This window comes from Gallionella capsiferriformans ES-2, assembly GCF_000145255.1.
Classification (GTDB): domain Bacteria; phylum Pseudomonadota; class Gammaproteobacteria; order Burkholderiales; family Gallionellaceae; genus Gallionella; species Gallionella capsiferriformans.
In genome coordinates this window covers 2,700,198-2,718,941 of record NC_014394.1, presented here as the reverse complement: position 1 = coordinate 2,718,941, position 18,744 = coordinate 2,700,198, and the positions used below count along the sequence as shown (strand labels likewise).

Below are 18,744 nucleotides of genomic sequence, written 5' to 3'. Positions count from 1 at the left end.
CGTGTCGTCATGCGCCTTTAGCGTTCGCGCGATTGATCAAATACCGTGCAAGCAGCGGTACAGGGCGGCCGGTCGATCCCTTGTCTTTTCCGGATTTCCAGGCTGTGCCGGCGATATCCAGATGCGCCCAGCGATAGTCCTTGGTGAAGCGCGACAGGAAACAGGCGGCCGTCACACTGCCTGCCGCCCGCCCGCCGATGTTCTGCATGTCGGCAAAATTGCTGTCCAGTTGCGACTGATATTCGTCCCACAAGGGCATATGCCATGCCTTGTCGTTTGCGTATTCGCCCGCGTCTGCCAGTTCTTTGGCCAGTGCATCCTGATTGCTGAACAGGCCGCTTGCCACGCCGCCCAGCGCAATCACGCAGGCGCCGGTCAATGTTGCGATATCGATTACCGTATCCGGCTCGAAGCGCGCGGCATAGGTCAGCGCATCGCACAGGATCAAACGGCCTTCGGCATCGGTGTTGAGGATTTCGATGGTGAGGCCGGCCATGCTTTTTACGATGTCGCCCGGGCGGCTGGCGGCGCCGTCCGGCATGTTTTCGCTACTCGGAATGACCGCTATGACGTTGAGATTCAGTGACATTTTGGCAATTGCCAGCATCGTGCCCAGTACGCTGGCTGCACCGCACATGTCGTATTTCATCTCGTCCATTTCGGCGCCTGGCTTGAGCGAGATGCCGCCCGAATCGAAGGTCAGGCCCTTGCCGACCAGCACCACGGGTTTTTGTTTTTTGTCCGCGCCGCGATATTCCAGCGTGATTAGCTTGGCGGGTTCGCGGCTGCCGCGCGTGACGGACAGCAAGGAATGCATGCACAGTTTCCCCATATCCTTTTCTTCGAGTATGGTCACTTTGAGCTTGTGTTCGCTAGCGAGCTTCGTGGACTGCTCTGCCAGATAGGTTGGTGTGCAGATGTTGCCCGGCAGATTGCCCAGATCTTTGGCCAGTTTCATACCGTGCGCGATGGCGCTGGCTTGCACGATGGCGGTTTGTGCGGCGTTGCCAGGTTTCTTTGCGCAGCCGAGCAGGATTTTGCGCAGCAGCGGTTTGTCGGCCGGTTTGCTCTTGAGCTGATCGCACTGATAGGCCGATTCGGCGGCGAGCAGGACGATCTGGTTGATTTTCCATGTCTCGTCGCGCGCGATGACAGCAAGGTCAGACAGGTACAGCGCAGCGTCTTTGCAGATGGATTTTTGCAGCGCGGCGAAGGTCGCGCGCAGCATATCGAGAAAGCGTTTGGCGTCGAATTCTTCGATCTTACCTAGGCCTACCAGCAAGACGCGTTCGGCTGTGACGCCCGGCAGCGTGTGGAGCATCGTGGTGCTGCCCGATTTGCCCGTCATGTCGCCGCGCGCTACGAGCCGGCTTAGCTGATGATCGGCGGCTTTATCGAAGATGTGCGCAGCGGGGGACAGTTGTCCGCCCTCAAAAACGCCTAAAACCACGCAAGCGCTGCGCTGATTTTCCGGACTGCTTTGTTTTATGCTAAATTCCATACGTTGCCCCTATATTTTCAATCCGATGCCCGATTATCCGCAAACTGCCCGCATAAAGTCAAAGTTGTTTCACCAGAGACAATTTCAGCGCGCCTTAGTGCTCGAGTTTGCCGGTAACGGCGTGCTGGTGTTTGCGATTTTGCTTGGCATCGTCGTGATTAGCCAGCTAATTCGTTTTTTGGGCGAGGCGGTTAGCGGAAAACTGGCAGTTGACGGCGTTCTGGCGTTGCTGGGTTTTAGTGCGCTCAATTATCTGTCCGTGCTGTTGTCGATGAGCCTGTTTATCGCCATTTTGCTGACTTTGTCGCGCTGTTATCGCGACAGCGAAATGGTTGTGTGGTTTTCTGCCGGTATCGGACTGACGCGCTGGATACGGCCGGTTGCGTTGTTCGCCGCGCCCGTGGTGACCGTGATCGCGCTGCTCAGTCTGGTGTTATCACCTTGGGCGATGAAAAGGGCGGATGATTTTAAGGCGCAGTTGGAGAGTCGCGACGAGTTGGCGACGCTGACGCCCGGCGTGTTTCGCGAATCGGGGCAATCGGATCGCGTATATTTCGTCGAAACCGTCGATGTCGGGAACGGGCGAATTGGCAATATTTTTGTGCGCTCGGTGCAAAACTCCCAAATGGGTACGATGGTGGCGCGCGAAGGCTTGCAGCAAACCATGCCGAACGGAGATCGCTTCTTGGTGTTGCTCAATGGCACGCGTTACGAGGGGACCCCGGGCGAGCGCGATTACCGCATCGTGGAATTTGAGCGTTACGCGATGCGCATCGAAAGTGCGGCGAGTAAACAGCTGCTGCCGAATGTGCGTACGCTGTCGACCCTCGAGTTATGGCGTAATCCGACGCGCTGGAATTTATCCGAGTTGGAATGGCGTTTAGGGTTGCCTATCAGTGCGGCAGTGCTCTCACTTCTGGCGATTTCGTTAAGCTATGTCAATCCGCGTGCCGGGCGTTCGTTGAATCTTGTGCTGGCGATGGTGTTGTATATGTTGTACAGCAATATGATCAGTGTGACGAATGCCTGGGTGGGGCAGGGTAAATTGTCTCCCGGTATCGGGCTTTGGGGGATTCATGCTCTGATGCTATTGATCACCGCGCTATTTTTCTACTATCGCATGTCGCTGTTTTCCTGGCGCAGGGTGTTTAATAAATGAATCTGCTGACTCGTTATTTGGCGCGGGAAATTTATGCCAGCATCGCGCTGGTGTTTGCGGCCCTCATCATGTTGTTTGCTTTTCTTGATTTTATCGGCCAACTGGGAACCATGGGGTACGGACAGTACAGTCTGGGTTATGTGGTGTTGTTCGTGTTGCTGACCATTCCCGGTCATATCTATGAATTGTTTCCGGTGGCGGTTTTGATCGGCACGATCGTCGCGCTGGTTCAAATGGCGGCGCGCTCTGAACTCACGATTTACCGCGCATCGGGAGCGTCAACCGGGCAAATGCTGGGGGCGCTGAGCAAGATTGCTGTGCCGATGATACTGCTGAGTTTTATTTGCGGCGAGTTGATTGCGCCGCCCAGTGAGCGTCTGGCACAGAAGCTTCGTCTTAAAGCTTTAAATACGCAGGTGTCTTTGCAAGCGTTTCGCTCCGGTGTTTGGGTTAAAGACGATGCCAGTTTTGTCAATGTCAGAAGCGTGATGCCCGATACCAGTTTGTCGGATATCGATATTTATACCTTCGATAAATCCTTTCATATGAATTCAGTTATCCGCGCGAAGCGGGCAAGTTATCTGGAGCCGGGGGTCTGGCAGTTGCACGATGTGCTTGAAACAAGTTTCGCTGCGCGGGGTGTCAGCACTAAATCCATGCCGGTGCGGGAATGGCAGTCGGCGCTGACGCCTGGAATACTCAGTGTGATGCTGGTCGTGCCTGAACAAATGTCCGCGCTAGATTTGTATAAATATGCCAGCCATTTGAAAGAAAACAAGCAGCAGAGCGCGCGCTACGAAATCGCGATGTGGAACAAGCTGGTTTACCCGTTTGCGCTGCTGGTGATGATGGTGCTGGCGCTGCCGTTTGCCTCGTATCAGCGCCGCGCAGGCGGTGTCAGCATCCTAGTTTTTATGGGAATTGTGCTGGGGTTGGTGTTTCACTTTGCCGGACGACTGGTAGGTAGTCTGGGCTCGCTCAATGACTGGCAGCCCCTGTTTAGCGCCACAGCGATGACGGGCGTATTTTTATTGATCGGCGCGTTTATGCTATGGCGGGTCGAGCGGCGCTGATTGCCCTATTGGGCGGGCTGTGCAGCAGCAGGGATAACGCCGCTGGCCGGTTGTTGTATTTTAGCCGCCTGATTTTGGCGGACCATCTGTTTGACCTGTTCGCGTTTTTCTGCGGGAATCTGGCTGAACGCGCGATATTTTTCGCGTGCTGCCTGGCGCTGCGCTGGCGTGAGCTGCGCCCAGGTCACCAGGCGATTTTGGAAGCGCCGTTTTTCATCCATATTGAGTTTGGGATAATGCTGCGCCAGGGTACGCAAACTTTGCTGCTGTTTTTCCGGCAGACTCATCCATTGCGGATGCAGCGGTGCCAGCGCTTCGCGTTCTGCGGGCGGCAGGGCTGACCAGGGCTCGGGGGCAGCGGCAGCGGGTTGTGCGATCAATGCATAAGTTATGGCTGTCGCGACGATCAGTTTATTCATGCTGATCAACAAAGACTTCGATCGGCAGGTCGTCCGTCAGTATTTCCATATCGACGGGTATTTGGGTATCTTGCCAGTATCCGATCGCGCCGACGAGGATGGCTGCCAGTATGATGGTCATTGCAACCCATTGGTGGGGTGAGTGCGGCATCAGATGATGCGCGCGATGACCGATCGTGCTCAGCGAAAACACGGGTTCAGCAATGCGTTGCTTCTCCAGTGCGACGGTGCGCGCCTGGCGCAAGGCGGACAAAACGCTGTCATCCAGTTGATCGGCGCTGCTGTTGAGCAGATTGGCAATGTGCTGGTGATTCATGTGCTGCGACTGTTTTTTCATGGTAGTTCTACTCCTATTGCTTTGAGCGCAGTTGCTAGCGCGTGATTTGCTCTCGAGCAGTGGGTTTTAACGCTGCCTTCGGTGCACCCCATTGCAATTGCTGTCTCGGCTGTATCTAATCCTTCCCAGTAACGCAGCAGGAAGGCTTCGCGTTGACGAGTCGGGAGATTACTTAATGCATTTTCAATCAGCGCGATGGTCTGACTTTGTTCGAACGCCGCCTCAGGGATAGCCGGTGCGCTTTGATTGTCGCTGTCTTCGAGTACATCCAGCGGGTCAAATTCTTCTTCCGCGTGTTTCGAACCGAAGGCGGAAAACAGCGTAGTCCATTTTGACCTGACCTGTTGGCGACGGCAATAGTCGCGTATGGTATTTTGCAAGATGCGATGAAACAGCAGCGGTAACTCTTCCGCTGGCTTATCGCCATATTTTTCTGCCAGCTTAACCATCGCGTCCTGAACCACATCCAGTGCGATGTGGCTGTCATGCATTGCAAACACGGCATGTTTGTAAGCGCGGCGCTCGATGCGGCTTAAAAAATGGCTTAATTCGACTTGAGTTGCCAGTTGATGCTCCTTGCTTTTGAGAGCGAATGTTAGCAAATTATGCGTAGTTCTGCTAAAAATCATGCGGATATACGCGGCAAATAGTTGACCAAAAGCCCGCTTGCCATTATCTTACGCAGTTCTTTTGAATTAATCATAGGGTGTTTGTCATGGAAATGACCGGCGCGGAAATAACCATCCGTTGTTTGCAGGAAGAAGGGGTCGAATTTTTATTCGGTTATCCGGGCGGTGCGGTGCTGCATATATACGACGCGCTTTTTCAGCAGGACAAAGTCAAGCACATCCTCGTGCGTCACGAACAGGCAGCCATACATGCGGCTGACGGCTATGCGCGCTCATCCGACAAGGTCGGTGTGGCGCTGGTGACATCAGGCCCCGGTTTGACCAATGCGGTCACCGGGATTGCTACCGCCTATATGGACTCCATTCCCATGGTGGTCATCAGCGGTCAGGTGCCGACCTATGCGATCGGAGAAGATGCGTTTCAGGAAGTCGATGCCGTCGGTATTACGCGTCCCTGCGTGAAGCATAATTTTTTGGTTAAAGATGTCAAAGACATCGCCTCAACCATTAAGAAGGCTTTCTATCTCGCGAAATCGGGGCGTCCGGGGCCAGTGCTGGTGGATATCCCTAAAGACGTTTCTGCGCATAAGACGGAGTTCGTTTATCCGGCTAGCGTCAATATTCGCTCCTACCATCCGCAAGGGCGCGGCGATAGTCAGCAGATCAGGCAGGCAGCGCAATTGTTGCTGGAGGCCAAACGTCCGATGATCTATGCGGGCGGCGGGGTTGTACTGTCCGGTGCAGCGGCTCAGTTGACCGATCTGGTTCGTCTTTTGGGTTTTCCTTGTACTAACACCCTGATGGGATTGGGCGGCTATCCGGCTAACGACAAGCAATATGTCGGTATGCTGGGGATGCACGGCACCTATGAGGCCAACATGTCCATGCAGCATTGCGATGTGCTGGTGGCCATCGGCGCGCGTTTCGATGATCGCGTGATCGGTAATGTTGAGCATTTCGCGCAAGTGCCGCGCAAGATTATCCATATCGACATCGATCCGTCTTCGATCGCTAAGCGCGTCAAGGTCGATGTGCCGATTGTCGGCGATTTGAAACTGGTGCTCGATGAATTGCTCAGCGTGTTGCGCAGCAGTCGTCAAAAGCCGGGGGCTGACGAGATGGCCGCCTGGTGGAGTCAAATCGAAGAATGGCGGGTAACGGGCGGCGGATTACGTTACCGTAATTCGACGGAAATTATCAAGCCGCAATTTGTCATTGAGACGCTGCATAAACTCACCGGCGGCGATGCGTTCGTCACCTCCGACGTCGGGCAACACCAGATGTGGGCGGCGCAATACTATAAATTTAATCATCCGCGCCGCTGGATCAATTCAGGCGGTCTGGGCACAATGGGTTTCGGCTTGCCTGCGGCGATGGGGGTACAGTTGAAGCATCCGGGTGAGACGGTTGCCTGCGTCACTGGTGAGGGCAGCATTCAGATGAACATTCAGGAGCTCTCGACCTGTAAGCAATATCATTTGCCGATCAAGGTGCTCTCGCTCAATAACGGCTATCTGGGGATGGTGCGTCAGTGGCAGGAATTCTTCCACGGCAACCGTTTTTCGGAATCCTATATGGATGCGCTGCCTGATTTCGTAAAGGTCGCCGAAGCTTACGGGCATGTTGGTATTCGTATCGATAAACCTTGCGATGTTGAACCTGCGATTATCGAAGCCTTGTCGCGCAAGAATGATCTGGTGTTCATGGATTTCAGAACCGACCCGACTGAGAATGTGTTTCCTATGGTGCCGGGCGGCAAGGGTTTGTCTGAAGTCGTTTTGTCGGAGGATTTATAATGCGCCATATTATTTCCTTGTTGATGGAAAATGAAGCGGGTGCACTGTCGCGCGTGGCGGGGTTATTCTCCGCGCGCGGTTATAATATCGAGTCGCTAACAGTCGCGCCAACCGAAGACGCAAGTCTGTCGCGCATGACCATCGTTACCAGCGGTTCTGATGCCATCATCGAGCAGATCACCAAGCAGCTCAATAAACTGATCGACGTGGTGTCGGTGATGGATTTGAGTGAAGGTGAGCACATTGAGCGCGAACTGATGCTGGTTAAATTGCGTGCTGAAGGGGATGCGCGCGATGAACTCAAGCGCATGACGGATATCTTCCGCGGGCGGATTCTGGATGTGACGGATCATACTTATACCATTGAGCTGACGGGAAATCGCGTCAAGCTGGACAGTTTTATCGATGCAATCGGACGTGATCTGATACTGGAAACGGTTCGTACCGGCGCTTCCGGTATCGGGCGTGGCAACCGGATACTGAGTTTGTAGAGTTTTTAATCACTTAATTTTATTAATTTAATTATTGAAGAGGGCAACATGAAAGTTTTTTACGATAAAGATGCAGACCTGTCATTGATCAAGGGCCGTCAGGTCACCATCGTGGGCTACGGCTCACAAGGGCACGCTCACGCGCAAAACCTGCGCGATTCTGGTGTGAACGTCACCGTCGGTTTGCGTAAAGACGGCGCATCATGGGCTAAAGCTCAGGCCGCAGGTCTTAATGTGGCTGAAGTGGCCGATGCAGTTAAGGCCGCTGACGTTGTGATGATTTTGTTGCCGGACGAAACGATTCCTGAAGTCTACCATCGCGATATCGCGCCTAACATGAAGGTAGGCGCTGCACTGGCATTCGCTCACGGCTTTAACGTTCACTACAATCAAGTCGTGCCCCGCGCAGACGTGGACGTCATCATGATTGCACCTAAGGGCCCTGGCCACACCGTGCGTTCCGAATACTTGAAGGGCGGCGGCGTACCTTCTTTGATCGCGGTATTTCAGGATAAATCAGGCAAGGCACGCGACATCGCATTGTCTTACGCGGCGGCAAACGGCGGTACCAAGGGCGGCGTAATCGAAACCAATTTCCGCGAAGAAACTGAAACCGACCTGTTCGGTGAACAGGCTGTTTTGTGCGGCGGCGCAGTTGAACTGGTTAAAGCCGGTTTCGAGACACTGACCGAAGCCGGTTATGCGCCTGAAATGGCGTACTTCGAATGTCTGCATGAGTTGAAGTTGATCGTGGATCTGATGTACGAAGGCGGTATTGCCAACATGAACTATTCGATCTCCAACAACGCAGAATACGGCGAATATGTCACCGGTCACCGCGTAATCGCTGATCAGGCACGTGCCGCGATGAAGGAATGTCTGACTAACATCCAGAACGGTAACTACGCTAAGCAGTTCATTCTGGAAGGCCGTACCAACTATCCTGAAATGACAGCCCGTCGCCGTTTGAATGCGGAGCATCCGATCGAAGTGGTTGGTGGTCAGTTGCGCGCGATGATGCCTTGGATCGGTAAAAACAAGCTGGTTGATCAGTCTAAGAACTAAAAAGTAGTCAGCAGTCAGCGGGGAGTAGTCAGTGGAGAGCCACTTACTATTCCCCATTTTTTTGTAGTGGAATTTCCATTTTCCGCTAACAACTTCCGACTCTTCTGCAAGATACTGATTATTTTCATTCCCAGCTAAGTCTTGTGCTGGCAGTAATAGCATAAAACAGGTAATCTTCTGCCATGGACGAATACACTACACGCAAGCCAATGAATTTACGCAGACGCGGCATTTATCTGTTGCCGAATCTGTTTACCACCGGTGCGCTGTTCGCAGGTTTTTACGCCATCGTGCAATCGATGAACGGTAAATTCGAATATGCGGCTGTCGCTATTTTTGTCGCGATGGTGCTCGATGGCTTAGACGGCCGGGTGGCGCGCATGACACACACACAGAGCGAGTTCGGTGCACAGTACGATAGTTTGTCCGACATGGTGTCCTTTGGTGTTGCACCGTCCTTGGTCATGTATGAATGGGCTTTAAAAGGACTCGGAAAATGGGGCTGGTTCGCGGCCTTTATCTACTGCGTTGCCACGGCTTTGCGCCTTGCACGTTTCAACACCAATATCGAGGTCGTCGATAAAAATTATTTCCAGGGCCTGCCCAGCCCAGCAGCAGCGGCCTTGGTGGCAGGTTTTGTTTGGGTGATGCTCGATTACGGTTATTCCGGAGAGACCTTGCGCTGGTATGCGGCAACTCTGACAGTGTTCGCCGGCTTGAGCATGGTGAGCAATCTGCCTTTTTACAGTTTTAAAACAATCAATATGCGCAAGAGTGTGCCGTTTCTGGTTGTTTTTCTCGCGGCTATGTTCTTTGTACTGATTTCAAGTGACCCGCCACGCGTACTGTTTGCAATTTTTCTTTGCTACGCGTTATCGGGATTTGTGATGTGGTTTGTGAAGCGGCGCAGCAAGCCCATTGCGTGAGTTGCCAAAACTCGTTATATTCGCGACATGCACTTCTCACGCCAAATATCTCAGCTTCATTCCACTTTCAGCCTGATGGCGGCATTGCTGCTGCGCGGCGCGCGCTAATCATATCTAAAATCTGAAGTATCAAACTCGCTGACTCGAAGAGGCGGCGGTGGTTAATCTATTCCATCAGGAGTTCAGCATGACAGACAAGTTAATTATTTTCGATACCACCTTGCGCGATGGCGAGCAGAGTCCGGGTGCGGCAATGACTCGCGAGAAGAAAATCCGCATTGCACGCCAGCTGGAAAAGCTCGGCGTGGATGTCATCGAGGCGGGATTCGCGGCTGCGAGTCCGGGGGATTTTGAGGCGGTTAAAGCGGTTGCCGAAACCATCAAGGAATCGACGGTGTGTTCCTTGGCGCGCGCCAGCGAGAACGATGTACGCCGTGCCGGTGAGGCAATACAGCCCGCCCGTTCGGGTCGTATCCATACTTTTATCGCGACCAGCCCTATTCATATGCAGCATAAGTTGCGTATGAACGAAGATCAGGTGATTGAACGCGCGGTTCAAGCCGTCAAATGGGCGCTTGAATATACCGACGATGTCGAATTCTCCGCAGAGGATGCGGTACGTTCAGACATGAATTTTTTGGTGCGCGTATTTGATGAGGTCATCCGTGCCGGTGCTAAGACCTTGAATGTACCCGACACGGTTGGCTATTCGATTCCCGCAGCCTGGGGCGAGCGTATCAAGCAGTTGATCGCGCAGGTGCCGGGCTCTGACAAGGTGATCTGGTCTACGCACTGCCACAACGATCTGGGGCTGGCGGTGGCCAATTCGCTGTCGGCGGTGATGAGCGGCGCGCGTCAGGTCGAGTGTACGATCAATGGACTGGGGGAACGTGCCGGCAATGCGTCCTTAGAAGAAGTCGTCATGGCGGTCAAAACCCGCCGTGACGTGTTTAATCTCGACACGCGTATCGATACGACTCAGATCGTCAACACGTCCAAGCTGGTGTCCAGCATTACCGGATATCCGGTGCAGCCTAACAAGGCGATCGTGGGTGCAAATGCTTTTGCGCATGAGTCAGGTATACATCAGGACGGCGTGTTAAAGCATCGCGAAACTTACGAGATCATGCGTGCAGAAGATGTGGGCTGGAATGCCAACAAACTCACGCTGGGCAAACTTTCGGGGCGCAATGCACTGCGTTCCCGCTTCACCGCTTTGCATATCGAATTCGCCTCGGAAGACGCATTTAATGCGGCTTTTGCCAGATTTAAGGAGCTGGCTGACCGCAAACATGAAATTTTCGACGAGGACTTGCAGGCGCTGGTCAGTGATGAAGCCATCGCGCAAGTCGATGAGCATTACCGGTTGGTGTCTTTGCGCGCCCATTGTGAAACGGGCATCTTGCCGGTTGCTCGCGTTGTAATGAGCATCGGTTCAGAGACACGCGAGGCGGAACTGCATGGCGGCGGACCTGTGGATGCGGCCTTCAAGGCGATTGAGAAAATCGTGCACAGCGGTACCGAATTGCAGTTATATTCTGTCAACAACATCACCAGCGGTACCGATGCGCAGGGCGAGGTGACGGTGCGACTGGCCAAGGGTGGCCGGATTGTCAACGGGCAGGGTGCGGATACCGATATCGTGGTGGCATCGGCCAAGGCCTATTTGAATGCGCTGAACAAATTGCACGGCAATTCGGAGCGCGCACATCCGCAAGTTTGAACTAATTTCAAATTGCGTGTCTCATGAAGTGCCGCCTTGTGCGGCACTTCTTATTACCGGAGATTAACTTGAAAAAACTGCTGCTGGGTTCCGCTGTATTGCTTGCCATGATCAACTCGAGTTGGGCTTGTACCTTGAAACCCAATACCAACTGCTATCAGGCTTCACTTTCTGGACAAAAAATTGAGCAGCTTGATTTGCATGGCATTCTGCTCGGGGGTGCCGATTTAACGAAGGCGAATTTGAGTAAATCCAATTTGACGCGTGCCAATCTTAACGAGGCGCGCCTGAACGGTGCGAATCTATCTGGTACGGATTTGAGTTATGCCACGATGTTTTTCGCGAATCTGACGGGTGCGAATCTGACGGGTACTAATTTTTCAAATGCCGGCCTCAAAGGGGTCAATTTTAGCGAGGCGAATCTGACCGATGCCAACTTTACCGGTGCCAAGCTAGAAGAAGCAACTTTTTCTAAGGCGACGTTTTGCCGGACCTTGATGCCAACCGGTATGACGAACAACGCCAACTGCCCGGCAGAAAAAGCCGCCGGGGCCGCAGCGACGGACGCGCTGTCGATCAACGGTTGCGTGATTGCACCGCGCAGTGTGTGTCTGAATGCATCACTGGTTGAAGCCAATCTGGGCTCAGCAAATCTGGCAGGTGCACAGCTCTACATGGCGAATCTGGCGCAGGCCAATCTGTTCAAGGCGAATTTGGGCCGCGCCAATCTGACAGAAGCGAATCTGGCGCGCGCTAATTTGACCCGTGCCAATCTGTCTCAGGTTAACTTGACCGATGCGAATCTGAACAAGGCGATTTTGCGCGGTGCTCAACTGGTTCGTGCTAATTTGAACGGCGCTGTGATGTTGAATGCAGATCTGACCGATGCAGATTTGTCTGGCGCTAATATCGCGGAAGCGACGCTGACGGGTGCAATTTTTTGCAATACGCTGATGCCGGATAGTCGGGTGAATAATAGTAGCTGCGTACTTGAAAAACCTGCGGCTCCTGTCGAGGTTGCGACACCGGCTGTTCAGGATGCAAAGGAGCCTGCAAAGGCTAAACCACGCCGCAGATAAAAAACTGCTGGCGCAAAAAAATGGCACGCTTGGCGTGCCATTTTTTTGATGCGAAGACTTGCTTGGGAGCTGCTACTTTTAACCGCTGTTGCGCAAGCCGGTTGCGATGCCGTTGATGGTCAGGTGGATCGCCCGTTTGACCAGTTCGTCGGTGTTGCCGGCCCGGTGATGTTCCAGCAAGGCGACTTGCAAGTGGTTGAGCGGATCGATATACGGTGTGCGGCTGAGCAGGCTGCGTGCAAATGACGGATTTTCCTGCAACAGTGCATCGTTGCGTGTCACGGAAAACAGCAATTCGACGGTGTCCTGCCACTCGCTGTGGATAGCGCCGAAGATCCGTTCACGCATTTCTACATCTTCAACCAGCGCCGCGTAGCGCGATGCAATGCCCATATCGGTCTTGGACAGAACCATATCCATGTTCGACATCAGGCCGCGGAAAAACGGCCATTCCCGGTACATTGTCTGCAATTGTGCTAGGCCATCGTCGCCTTCGCGTGCGATAAATTGCTTGACTGCGCTGCCGAATCCCAGCCAGCCCGGTAGCAGCGTGCGGTTTAATCCCCAGCTGAATACCCAGGGGATCGCGCGCAGATCTTCGATGCGATCGGAGGCGCGGCGTGCGGAAGGGCGGCTGCCGATGTTAAGTTCTGCAATTTCGCGTATCGGCGTGGCGGTGAAAAAATACTCGGTAAATCCGGGTGTCTCATAAACCAGCTTGCGGTAGGCAGCAAAGGCATCGAGGCTCAAGGCCTCCATGATGCGGTGAAATTCCGGCATTGCACTGTCCGCGCCGTGATGATGCAGCAAGGTCGCTTCCATGGTGGCAGCCACCAGCGTTTCCAGATTGCGCTGACCGATTTCAGGGTTGGAGTATTTGCTGGAAATCACTTCACCCTGTTCGGTGATGCGAATCTGCCCGTTTACGCTGCCGGGTGGCTGCGCCAGAATCGCTTCATAGCTTGGGCCACCGCCGCGACCGACGGTGCCGCCACGACCATGGAACAGGCGCAGTTCAACGCCGTATTTAGCGAACACTTTGACCAGTTCTAGTTCGGCTTTGTACAGTTCCCAGTTCGCGGTGATGTAACCGCCATCCTTGTTGCTGTCCGAATAGCCCAGCATGACTTCCTGCGTATTTCCCCGGCAGGCCAGCAGTTGGCGGTAATAGGGAATGGCGAACAGTTCGTCCATGATAGGTCCGCAGCTGCGCAGATCTTCGATGGTTTCGAACAGAGGAATGATGTTGATATGCAGCGCGTCACGCCCTTCGAGCAGATTGACCTGCTGCAGCATCAGTGCCAGTTCCAGCATATCGCTCACTGCATCCGCTTTCGAGATGATGTGATTGGGCAGAGCGGCGCGGCCAAAGCGCTGATGAATGTCGGCTGCGGCCTGCATGATGCGCAATTCGCTCTGTGCGATATCGGAATATTGATCGATTTTACCCATCAGCGGCTTCGCAGCCTGCAAGGTGGTGAGCAGAATTTCGCGGCGCGCAGCTTCATCGAGTTCGCTGTAGTTCGCCATGACACCGCTGTGAGCCAGCAATTCGCTGACGGTTTGTTCGTGGATGGCGCTGTGCTGCCGCATATCCAGCGGCGCCAGATGAAAGCCGAAGATTTCTGCTGAGCGGCGCAAGTTGGCCAGGCGGCCGCGCGCCAGATAGATCGCGCCATGACGATTGAGTGATTCAATCAAAACATCCAGATCGGCGATGAACTGCGCCGGTGTCGCGTAAGGCGCTGCCGCTTTATCGACCGGCGGAAGATGCGATATTTCGTGTCCCAGTTTTCCTGCTGTAGCCGACAGGCGCGAATAAATCATGATCAGCGCGCGGCGGTACGGTTCATCTGTGCGGCTCACCGCATTGTCGGGGGAGGCATCGGACATCGCGCGCAATTCGTCACTGACATCGACTAGGCGATCGGTCAGCGACAGGCGCGTGCCCAAAATATGCGTCTCATTGAGGTAGTGTTCGAATGCGAGTTCGGAGTGCTGTTGCACCGCATACTGCATCACATCGTGGGTGACGAAAGGATTGCCGTCGCGGTCGCCGCCTATCCAGCTGCCGACCTTGAGCAGTGCGGGAATCTTGATGTCCTTGTCGAAGCGCGCCTCCAGCTGCTTTTCCAGATTCGCATACAGCTTTGGAATTTCAGTCAGGAAGGTGTAACGGTAGAACTCCAGACCGTTGCGAATTTCGTCGCGCACCGTCAATTTTGCGGTGCGCAGCATGCGCGTCTGCCACAGAATCAGCACGAAGCGACGCAGCGCATTTTCGTTTTCTGCCAGCTCGTCCGGCGTCATCTCTATCCGGTCGCGGTTGGATAGCAGGCTGGAGATGATCAGATGGCAGTCCAGTATGCTTTTGCGCTGTACTTCGGTCGGATGCGCGGTCAGTACCGGAGAGATCAGTGCGCTGTCCAGAAAGGCTTGCATCGCTTCAGGGCTGACCTGTTTTTCTTCGATACGGTCGAGCGCGAGCATCAGGCTGCCGTTTTTAGGCGATGAACCGGCTTTCAGATGGGCGCGATGGCGGCGGTTGTGGTGCAAATCCTCGGCGATATTGGTCAGTTGCGAGAAGTAGCTGAAGGCGCGCACCACGGCCAGCGTTTCGCTGGGGCTTAATGCATCGAGCATCTGCTCGAGCTGTTCTCCATCGCGTTCGTCCTGAGTCTTGCGAAAGCGTACCGCTGAGCGGCGCACGTTTTCGACCAGCTGGAAGGTCGCTTCACCCTCCTGTTCGCGCAGCGTATCGCCTAAGATACGGCCTAGCAGGCGCACGTCTTCGCGGAAGGGCAGGTCTTTACTGGAAATGTCGGCAGGGGCAGAAAATAAGTTCATCACTTTTATACACAAAAAAGCGCGGCAGCCTCCGTGTTAGAATGCACCGCGTAATCAATCACAAGGAAAAATCGATGAGTCCAGCTTCCTCAACTTTACCCACTCCACCGGCACGTCTGGTCATAGCATCGCGTGAAAGCGCGCTGGCCATGTGGCAAGCCGAACATATCAGAGACAGGCTGCGTGCATTATATCCGCAAACCGACGTCAGTATTCTCGGTATGACGACACAAGGCGATCAGATTTTAGATGTCAGTCTGTCAAAAATTGGCGGCAAAGGTCTGTTTGTGAAGGAATTGGAGACCGCACTGGAAGACGGACGTGCGGATTTCGCAGTGCATTCACTCAAAGACGTGCCTATGGTTTTGCCGGAAGGTTTTGTGCTGGCGGCAATCGGCGAACGCGAAGATCCGCATGACGCATTTGTCTCGAACAACTACGAAAATCTGGCGGCGTTGCCCGCGGGCTCCGTGGTGGGTACATCCAGTTTGCGCCGCGAAAGCCAGTTGCGCGCACGTTTCCCGCATCTGGTGATCGAACCGCTGCGCGGCAATGTGCAGACGCGTTTGCGCAAACTCGACGAAGGTCTGTATGCCGCGATTATTCTTGCGGCAGCAGGCTTGAAGCGACTGGGGCTGGCTACTCGCATTCGGGCTGTGATTTCCAGCGAAGACAGTCTGCCGGCTGTCGGGCAAGGCGCGCTGGGTATCGAATGCCGTGCGGATCGACTGGACGTGATCGCTGCGTTGCAGCCCTTGCATCACCCAGATACGGCCGCCTGTGTGTTTGCGGAACGTGCGATGAGTCGCGCGCTCAACGGCAGTTGTCAGGTGCCGCTGGGCGGGTTTGCCGAGGTACAAAACGGTCAGTTGCGTATGCGAGGCTTTGTCGCCAGTCCCGATGGGCAGCGCGTGATCCGCGCCGAAGCGATGGGTGAGATCGCGGCACCGGAAGCATTGGGCGGGCAAATCGCCAAGTCGCTCTTGGCGCAAGGGGCAGGGGAAATTTTAGCCGCTTTAAATGGCTAAGGGTGAGCTGGCCGGTTTGAAAGTGCTGGTGACGCGTCCGCGTGATCAGGCTTTTACGCTGGCTCAGGCGATCGGACAGCAGGGCGGCACCGCCGTGCTGTTCCCGATGCTGGAGATCGCGCCCGTGCCGGACCTGCTGCGATTACAAGAACAAGTGTCGCATGTTGAACAGGCGAATCTTGCAATTTTCATCAGCCCGAATGCCGTGAAATATGGCATGGCGGCCACCGGGGGCAAAGTGCCGGCTCGTGTTGCGACGGTGGGTGAGGGGAGCGCGAAAGCGCTGCGAGCGCTAGGCATTGCGCATGTGATCGTGCCTGTCGAGCGATTCGATAGTGAAGGTTTGTTAGCACGGCCTGAATTACAAAACATCGACGGCTGGCATGTGATGATTTTTCGCGGTGACGGCGGTCGCGAGTTACTGGGAGATACTTTGCGCGAGAGGGGCGCACGCGTGGAATATGTGACCTGTTATCTGCGCTGCAAGCCGCAATGTCCGGTGAGCGAGCTGGCCGGTGTCGATTTGATTACCGTGACCAGCAGCGAGGCGCTGAACCATTTGTCTCAGATGATCGTTGATTCAAAGGAGGTTTTTGACAGGCCGCTGTTTGTCATACACCCGCGTATCGCCGAATTGGCGAAGCGCTTGGGATGGTCGAAGGTTCATCTGACGGAGTCGGGGGATGACGGTTTGCTGGCAGGGCTGCAGGCATGGGCAAAATCCGGGGTTCAGGCGTAAGGGGGCGATATGAGCGAGAAAATGCTACAAGGATCAAGTGAGGTTGAGCGGGATGCGGCCCTTAAAAGCCGATTTTCGGTTGCTGATTTGTTCGCGAAGATCAGCATTACTCAGCTTACGCTGGTGCTGTTAGTGGCGATATTTCTCTGGCAGTGGCTGGATGGGCATCGTGCGATTGCTGAGATGCGTGAAGAGCTGGCGAAGAAAATTGCCGAGATGGATGGCGCGGCCCAGGCTAATGCCATTCTGATCGCGAAAAATCAGGATGAAGTGCGTGAAATGTCGGTCAAGGTGACAACGCTCGAAGCCTATTACACTCAGGCGCAAAATCAGCGTGCGGCACTGGAAACCCTCTACAATAATTTCTCCATCAGTCGCGATGAAACCGCGCTGGCGGACGTCGAACAGTTGCTGCTGATTGCAGGGCAGCAATTGCAATTGTCAGGGAACGTCAAAGCGGCCCTGATCGCGATGGAAAGCGCCGATGCGCGTTTACAACGCATGGAGCGTCCTGCTTTAAACGGATTGCGCAAGTCGATCGGACAGGATATTGATAAGTTGCGCGCGCTGCCCCGTGTCGATGTGGCAGGTATTAATCTTAAAATCAACAGGTTGTTGTCATCCGTCGATGCCATTCCGCTAGTTGATAGGCATCGTCCGACCGAAAATGCATCAGCCAAAATCGTCTCGCCTGTGGCTGATGAGGCGGTATGGCAAAAGATGCTGAATGCAGTCTGGCTGGAGGTTAAGCAGCTCGTCAGGATTGAAAATACCGGTCTCACGCAGATTGTTTTGTTGCCGCCTAAACAGGAATTTTTCCTGCGCGAAAATCTAAAAATGCGTCTGGTGTCGGCACGGTTGGCGCTGTTGTCGCGCGACGAAGACAGCTTCAGTCAGGAACTTAAAACGGCGCAGCTTTGGACGCGGCGCTATTTTGATGTGAAATCGGCAGAAGGCTTACATATGCTGAGTGAATTGGGCGAGTTGGCGGCTGCCAGTATTGAGATCGAACTGCCCGACATCGGGGGGAGTTTGCAGGCGGTGCGTACCTATCGTTTAAGTCATGACAAGGCGGCAGAAAACCTGCGTCCGCAAAAGGCGGCGAAATGAAATATCTGATTTCGATTCTCGTGCTGTTTTCGGCTGCGGTTGCACTAGGTACGCTTTTGCAAAATACGGCTTACGTGTTGCTGGTGTATCCGCCTTATCGGATCGAATTATCGCTAAAACTTTTTGTGGTGTTGTTTGTGCTGGTATTTGGATTCGGTTACTGGCTGATTCATTTACTGCTGGCAACCTCGCAATTGCCTGGGGTCGTGCAGAAAATCCGTTCAGATCGCGCGAAAAACAATGCGCGCAAGTTACTCGATGTCGCGCTGAGAGCCTTTTTTGAAGGACGTTACGCCGAAGCTGAAAAGGCGGCCGCACGCGCGATTAAGCACGGGGAGAGTTCGGTGCTGTATGGGATTATCGCCGCGCGCGCCGCGCACGAATTAAAAGCCTTCGAGCGGCGCAATGCTTATGTGTCGTTAGCGGAGAGTCATACGCAGGGTGAATCGACGATGCGCATGCTGGTGGCCGCCAAAACCAAGTTTGAGCGGCAAGATCAGCAGCCATAAGCTACTGGCGGCATTTCTGCCGCCGGCAGCTTATGTGATGACGGTAGGCGCAAACAAAATTCGAGAGAAATAACACTCCATCATAAAGGCGGTGTGGGTGCATCTGCCCACGCGCTTGAGCCTATGTAGAGCGAATGCCGGGGTGTTCGATTCTATTCTATTCGGAGGAACCGCAAGCGTTCCAACCCGCGCTGTCTGACGTTATCAAGATTGTTGGAATGTTAGACCCGGCCCTATGATCCTATGAAAACCGGGGCGTTCCGCCACGATTCCATTCGGCGGAACCGCAAGCGTTCCGCCCTACGCGGTCTGT

At 54.3% G+C, this 18,744-nt stretch carries 17 protein-coding genes; 12 read left to right on the top strand and 5 right to left on the bottom strand.

Translation table 11 applies throughout. The features are described from left to right. Window positions 1-7: 7 nt before the first annotated feature. Window positions 8-1,501 (bottom strand): leucyl aminopeptidase, encoded by a 1,494-nt coding sequence (locus GALF_RS12580; RefSeq protein ID WP_013294443.1) that lies wholly within the window; start codon window positions 1,499-1,501, stop codon window positions 8-10. Here GALF_RS12580 and lptF point away from each other — a divergent pair. Together lptF and lptG are read left to right on the top strand one after the other, a co-directional pair. Then, complete coding sequence (lptF, locus tag GALF_RS12575; RefSeq protein ID WP_223293704.1) at window positions 1,488-2,660, top strand: LPS export ABC transporter permease LptF; 1,173 nt, start codon at window positions 1,488-1,490, stop codon at window positions 2,658-2,660. The genes GALF_RS12580 and lptF overlap by 14 nt on opposite strands. After that, window positions 2,657-3,733, top strand: coding sequence for an LPS export ABC transporter permease LptG (lptG, locus tag GALF_RS12570; RefSeq protein WP_013294441.1), 1,077 nt, complete (start codon window positions 2,657-2,659; stop codon window positions 3,731-3,733). The genes lptF and lptG overlap by 4 nt, the downstream gene beginning before the upstream one ends. 5 nt (window positions 3,734-3,738) lie before the next feature. On the opposite strand, the gene GALF_RS12565 is transcribed toward lptG, so the two are convergent. The 3 genes from GALF_RS12565 to GALF_RS12555 are packed head-to-tail and all read right to left on the bottom strand — an operon-like array spanning window position 3,739 to window position 5,118. After that, window positions 3,739-4,152, bottom strand: a complete 414-nt coding sequence (locus tag GALF_RS12565) for a DUF3106 domain-containing protein (protein ID WP_013294440.1) — start codon at window positions 4,150-4,152, stop codon at window positions 3,739-3,741. Continuing rightward, window positions 4,145-4,489: a DUF3619 family protein gene (locus GALF_RS12560; RefSeq protein ID WP_013294439.1), complete on the bottom strand. Its 345-nt coding sequence runs from the start codon at window positions 4,487-4,489 to the stop codon at window positions 4,145-4,147. The genes GALF_RS12565 and GALF_RS12560 overlap by 8 nt, the downstream gene beginning before the upstream one ends. Then, on the bottom strand, window positions 4,486-5,118 hold the full coding sequence (locus tag GALF_RS12555; protein WP_013294438.1) for an RNA polymerase sigma factor: 633 nt from the start codon (window positions 5,116-5,118) through the stop codon (window positions 4,486-4,488). Before GALF_RS12555 ends, GALF_RS12560 begins: the two co-directional genes overlap by 4 nt. A gap of 86 nt (window positions 5,119-5,204) precedes the next feature. On the opposite strand from GALF_RS12555, the gene ilvB reads away from it, so the two are divergent. The 6 genes from ilvB (at window position 5,205) to GALF_RS15135 (ending at window position 12,198) form a co-directional block, all read left to right on the top strand. Further along, window positions 5,205-6,914, top strand: a complete 1,710-nt coding sequence (gene ilvB, locus GALF_RS12550; protein ID WP_013294437.1) for a biosynthetic-type acetolactate synthase large subunit — start codon at window positions 5,205-5,207, stop codon at window positions 6,912-6,914. Then, entirely contained in the window at window positions 6,914-7,405 is a 492-nt protein-coding gene (gene ilvN, locus GALF_RS12545; protein WP_013294436.1) for an acetolactate synthase small subunit, read from the top strand. The genes ilvB and ilvN overlap by 1 nt, the downstream gene beginning before the upstream one ends. A 48-nt stretch (window positions 7,406-7,453) precedes the next feature. Continuing rightward, the gene (gene ilvC / locus GALF_RS12540; RefSeq protein ID WP_013294435.1) at window positions 7,454-8,470 is read left to right on the top strand and encodes a ketol-acid reductoisomerase; all 1,017 of its coding nucleotides are present in this window, start codon (window positions 7,454-7,456) and stop codon (window positions 8,468-8,470) included. A 182-nt stretch (window positions 8,471-8,652) separates the two neighbouring features. After that, window positions 8,653-9,396, top strand: coding sequence for a CDP-diacylglycerol--serine O-phosphatidyltransferase (gene pssA, locus GALF_RS12535; RefSeq protein ID WP_013294434.1), 744 nt, complete (start codon window positions 8,653-8,655; stop codon window positions 9,394-9,396). 187 nt (window positions 9,397-9,583) lie between these two features. Next, on the top strand, window positions 9,584-11,119 hold the full coding sequence (locus tag GALF_RS12530) for a 2-isopropylmalate synthase (protein ID WP_013294433.1): 1,536 nt from the start codon (window positions 9,584-9,586) through the stop codon (window positions 11,117-11,119). Between the two features lie 68 nt (window positions 11,120-11,187). Further along, entirely contained in the window at window positions 11,188-12,198 is a 1,011-nt protein-coding gene (locus tag GALF_RS15135; protein ID WP_050752546.1) for a pentapeptide repeat-containing protein, read from the top strand. A gap of 78 nt (window positions 12,199-12,276) precedes the next feature. On the opposite strand, the gene ppc is transcribed toward GALF_RS15135, so the two are convergent. After that, the gene (gene ppc, locus GALF_RS12515; protein WP_013294431.1) at window positions 12,277-15,045 is read right to left on the bottom strand and encodes a phosphoenolpyruvate carboxylase; all 2,769 of its coding nucleotides are present in this window, start codon (window positions 15,043-15,045) and stop codon (window positions 12,277-12,279) included. A gap of 74 nt (window positions 15,046-15,119) precedes the next feature. Between ppc and hemC the strand changes: the two genes are divergently transcribed. The 4 genes from hemC to GALF_RS12495 are packed head-to-tail and all read left to right on the top strand — an operon-like array spanning window position 15,120 to window position 18,431. Continuing rightward, window positions 15,120-16,073, top strand: coding sequence for a hydroxymethylbilane synthase (gene hemC, locus GALF_RS12510; protein ID WP_013294430.1), 954 nt, complete (start codon window positions 15,120-15,122; stop codon window positions 16,071-16,073). Then, window positions 16,066-16,812: a uroporphyrinogen-III synthase gene (locus GALF_RS12505; RefSeq protein WP_013294429.1), complete on the top strand. Its 747-nt coding sequence runs from the start codon at window positions 16,066-16,068 to the stop codon at window positions 16,810-16,812. The genes hemC and GALF_RS12505 overlap by 8 nt, the downstream gene beginning before the upstream one ends. A gap of 9 nt (window positions 16,813-16,821) precedes the next feature. Further along, window positions 16,822-17,922 carry a uroporphyrinogen-III C-methyltransferase gene (locus GALF_RS12500; protein WP_013294428.1) on the top strand — a complete coding sequence of 367 codons (1,101 nt, stop codon included), beginning with the start codon at window positions 16,822-16,824 and terminating at the stop codon, window positions 17,920-17,922. Then, window positions 17,919-18,431, top strand: a complete 513-nt coding sequence (locus GALF_RS12495) for a heme biosynthesis HemY N-terminal domain-containing protein (RefSeq protein WP_013294427.1) — start codon at window positions 17,919-17,921, stop codon at window positions 18,429-18,431. The genes GALF_RS12500 and GALF_RS12495 overlap by 4 nt, the downstream gene beginning before the upstream one ends. The last annotated feature ends 313 nt before the right edge of the window (window positions 18,432-18,744 follow it).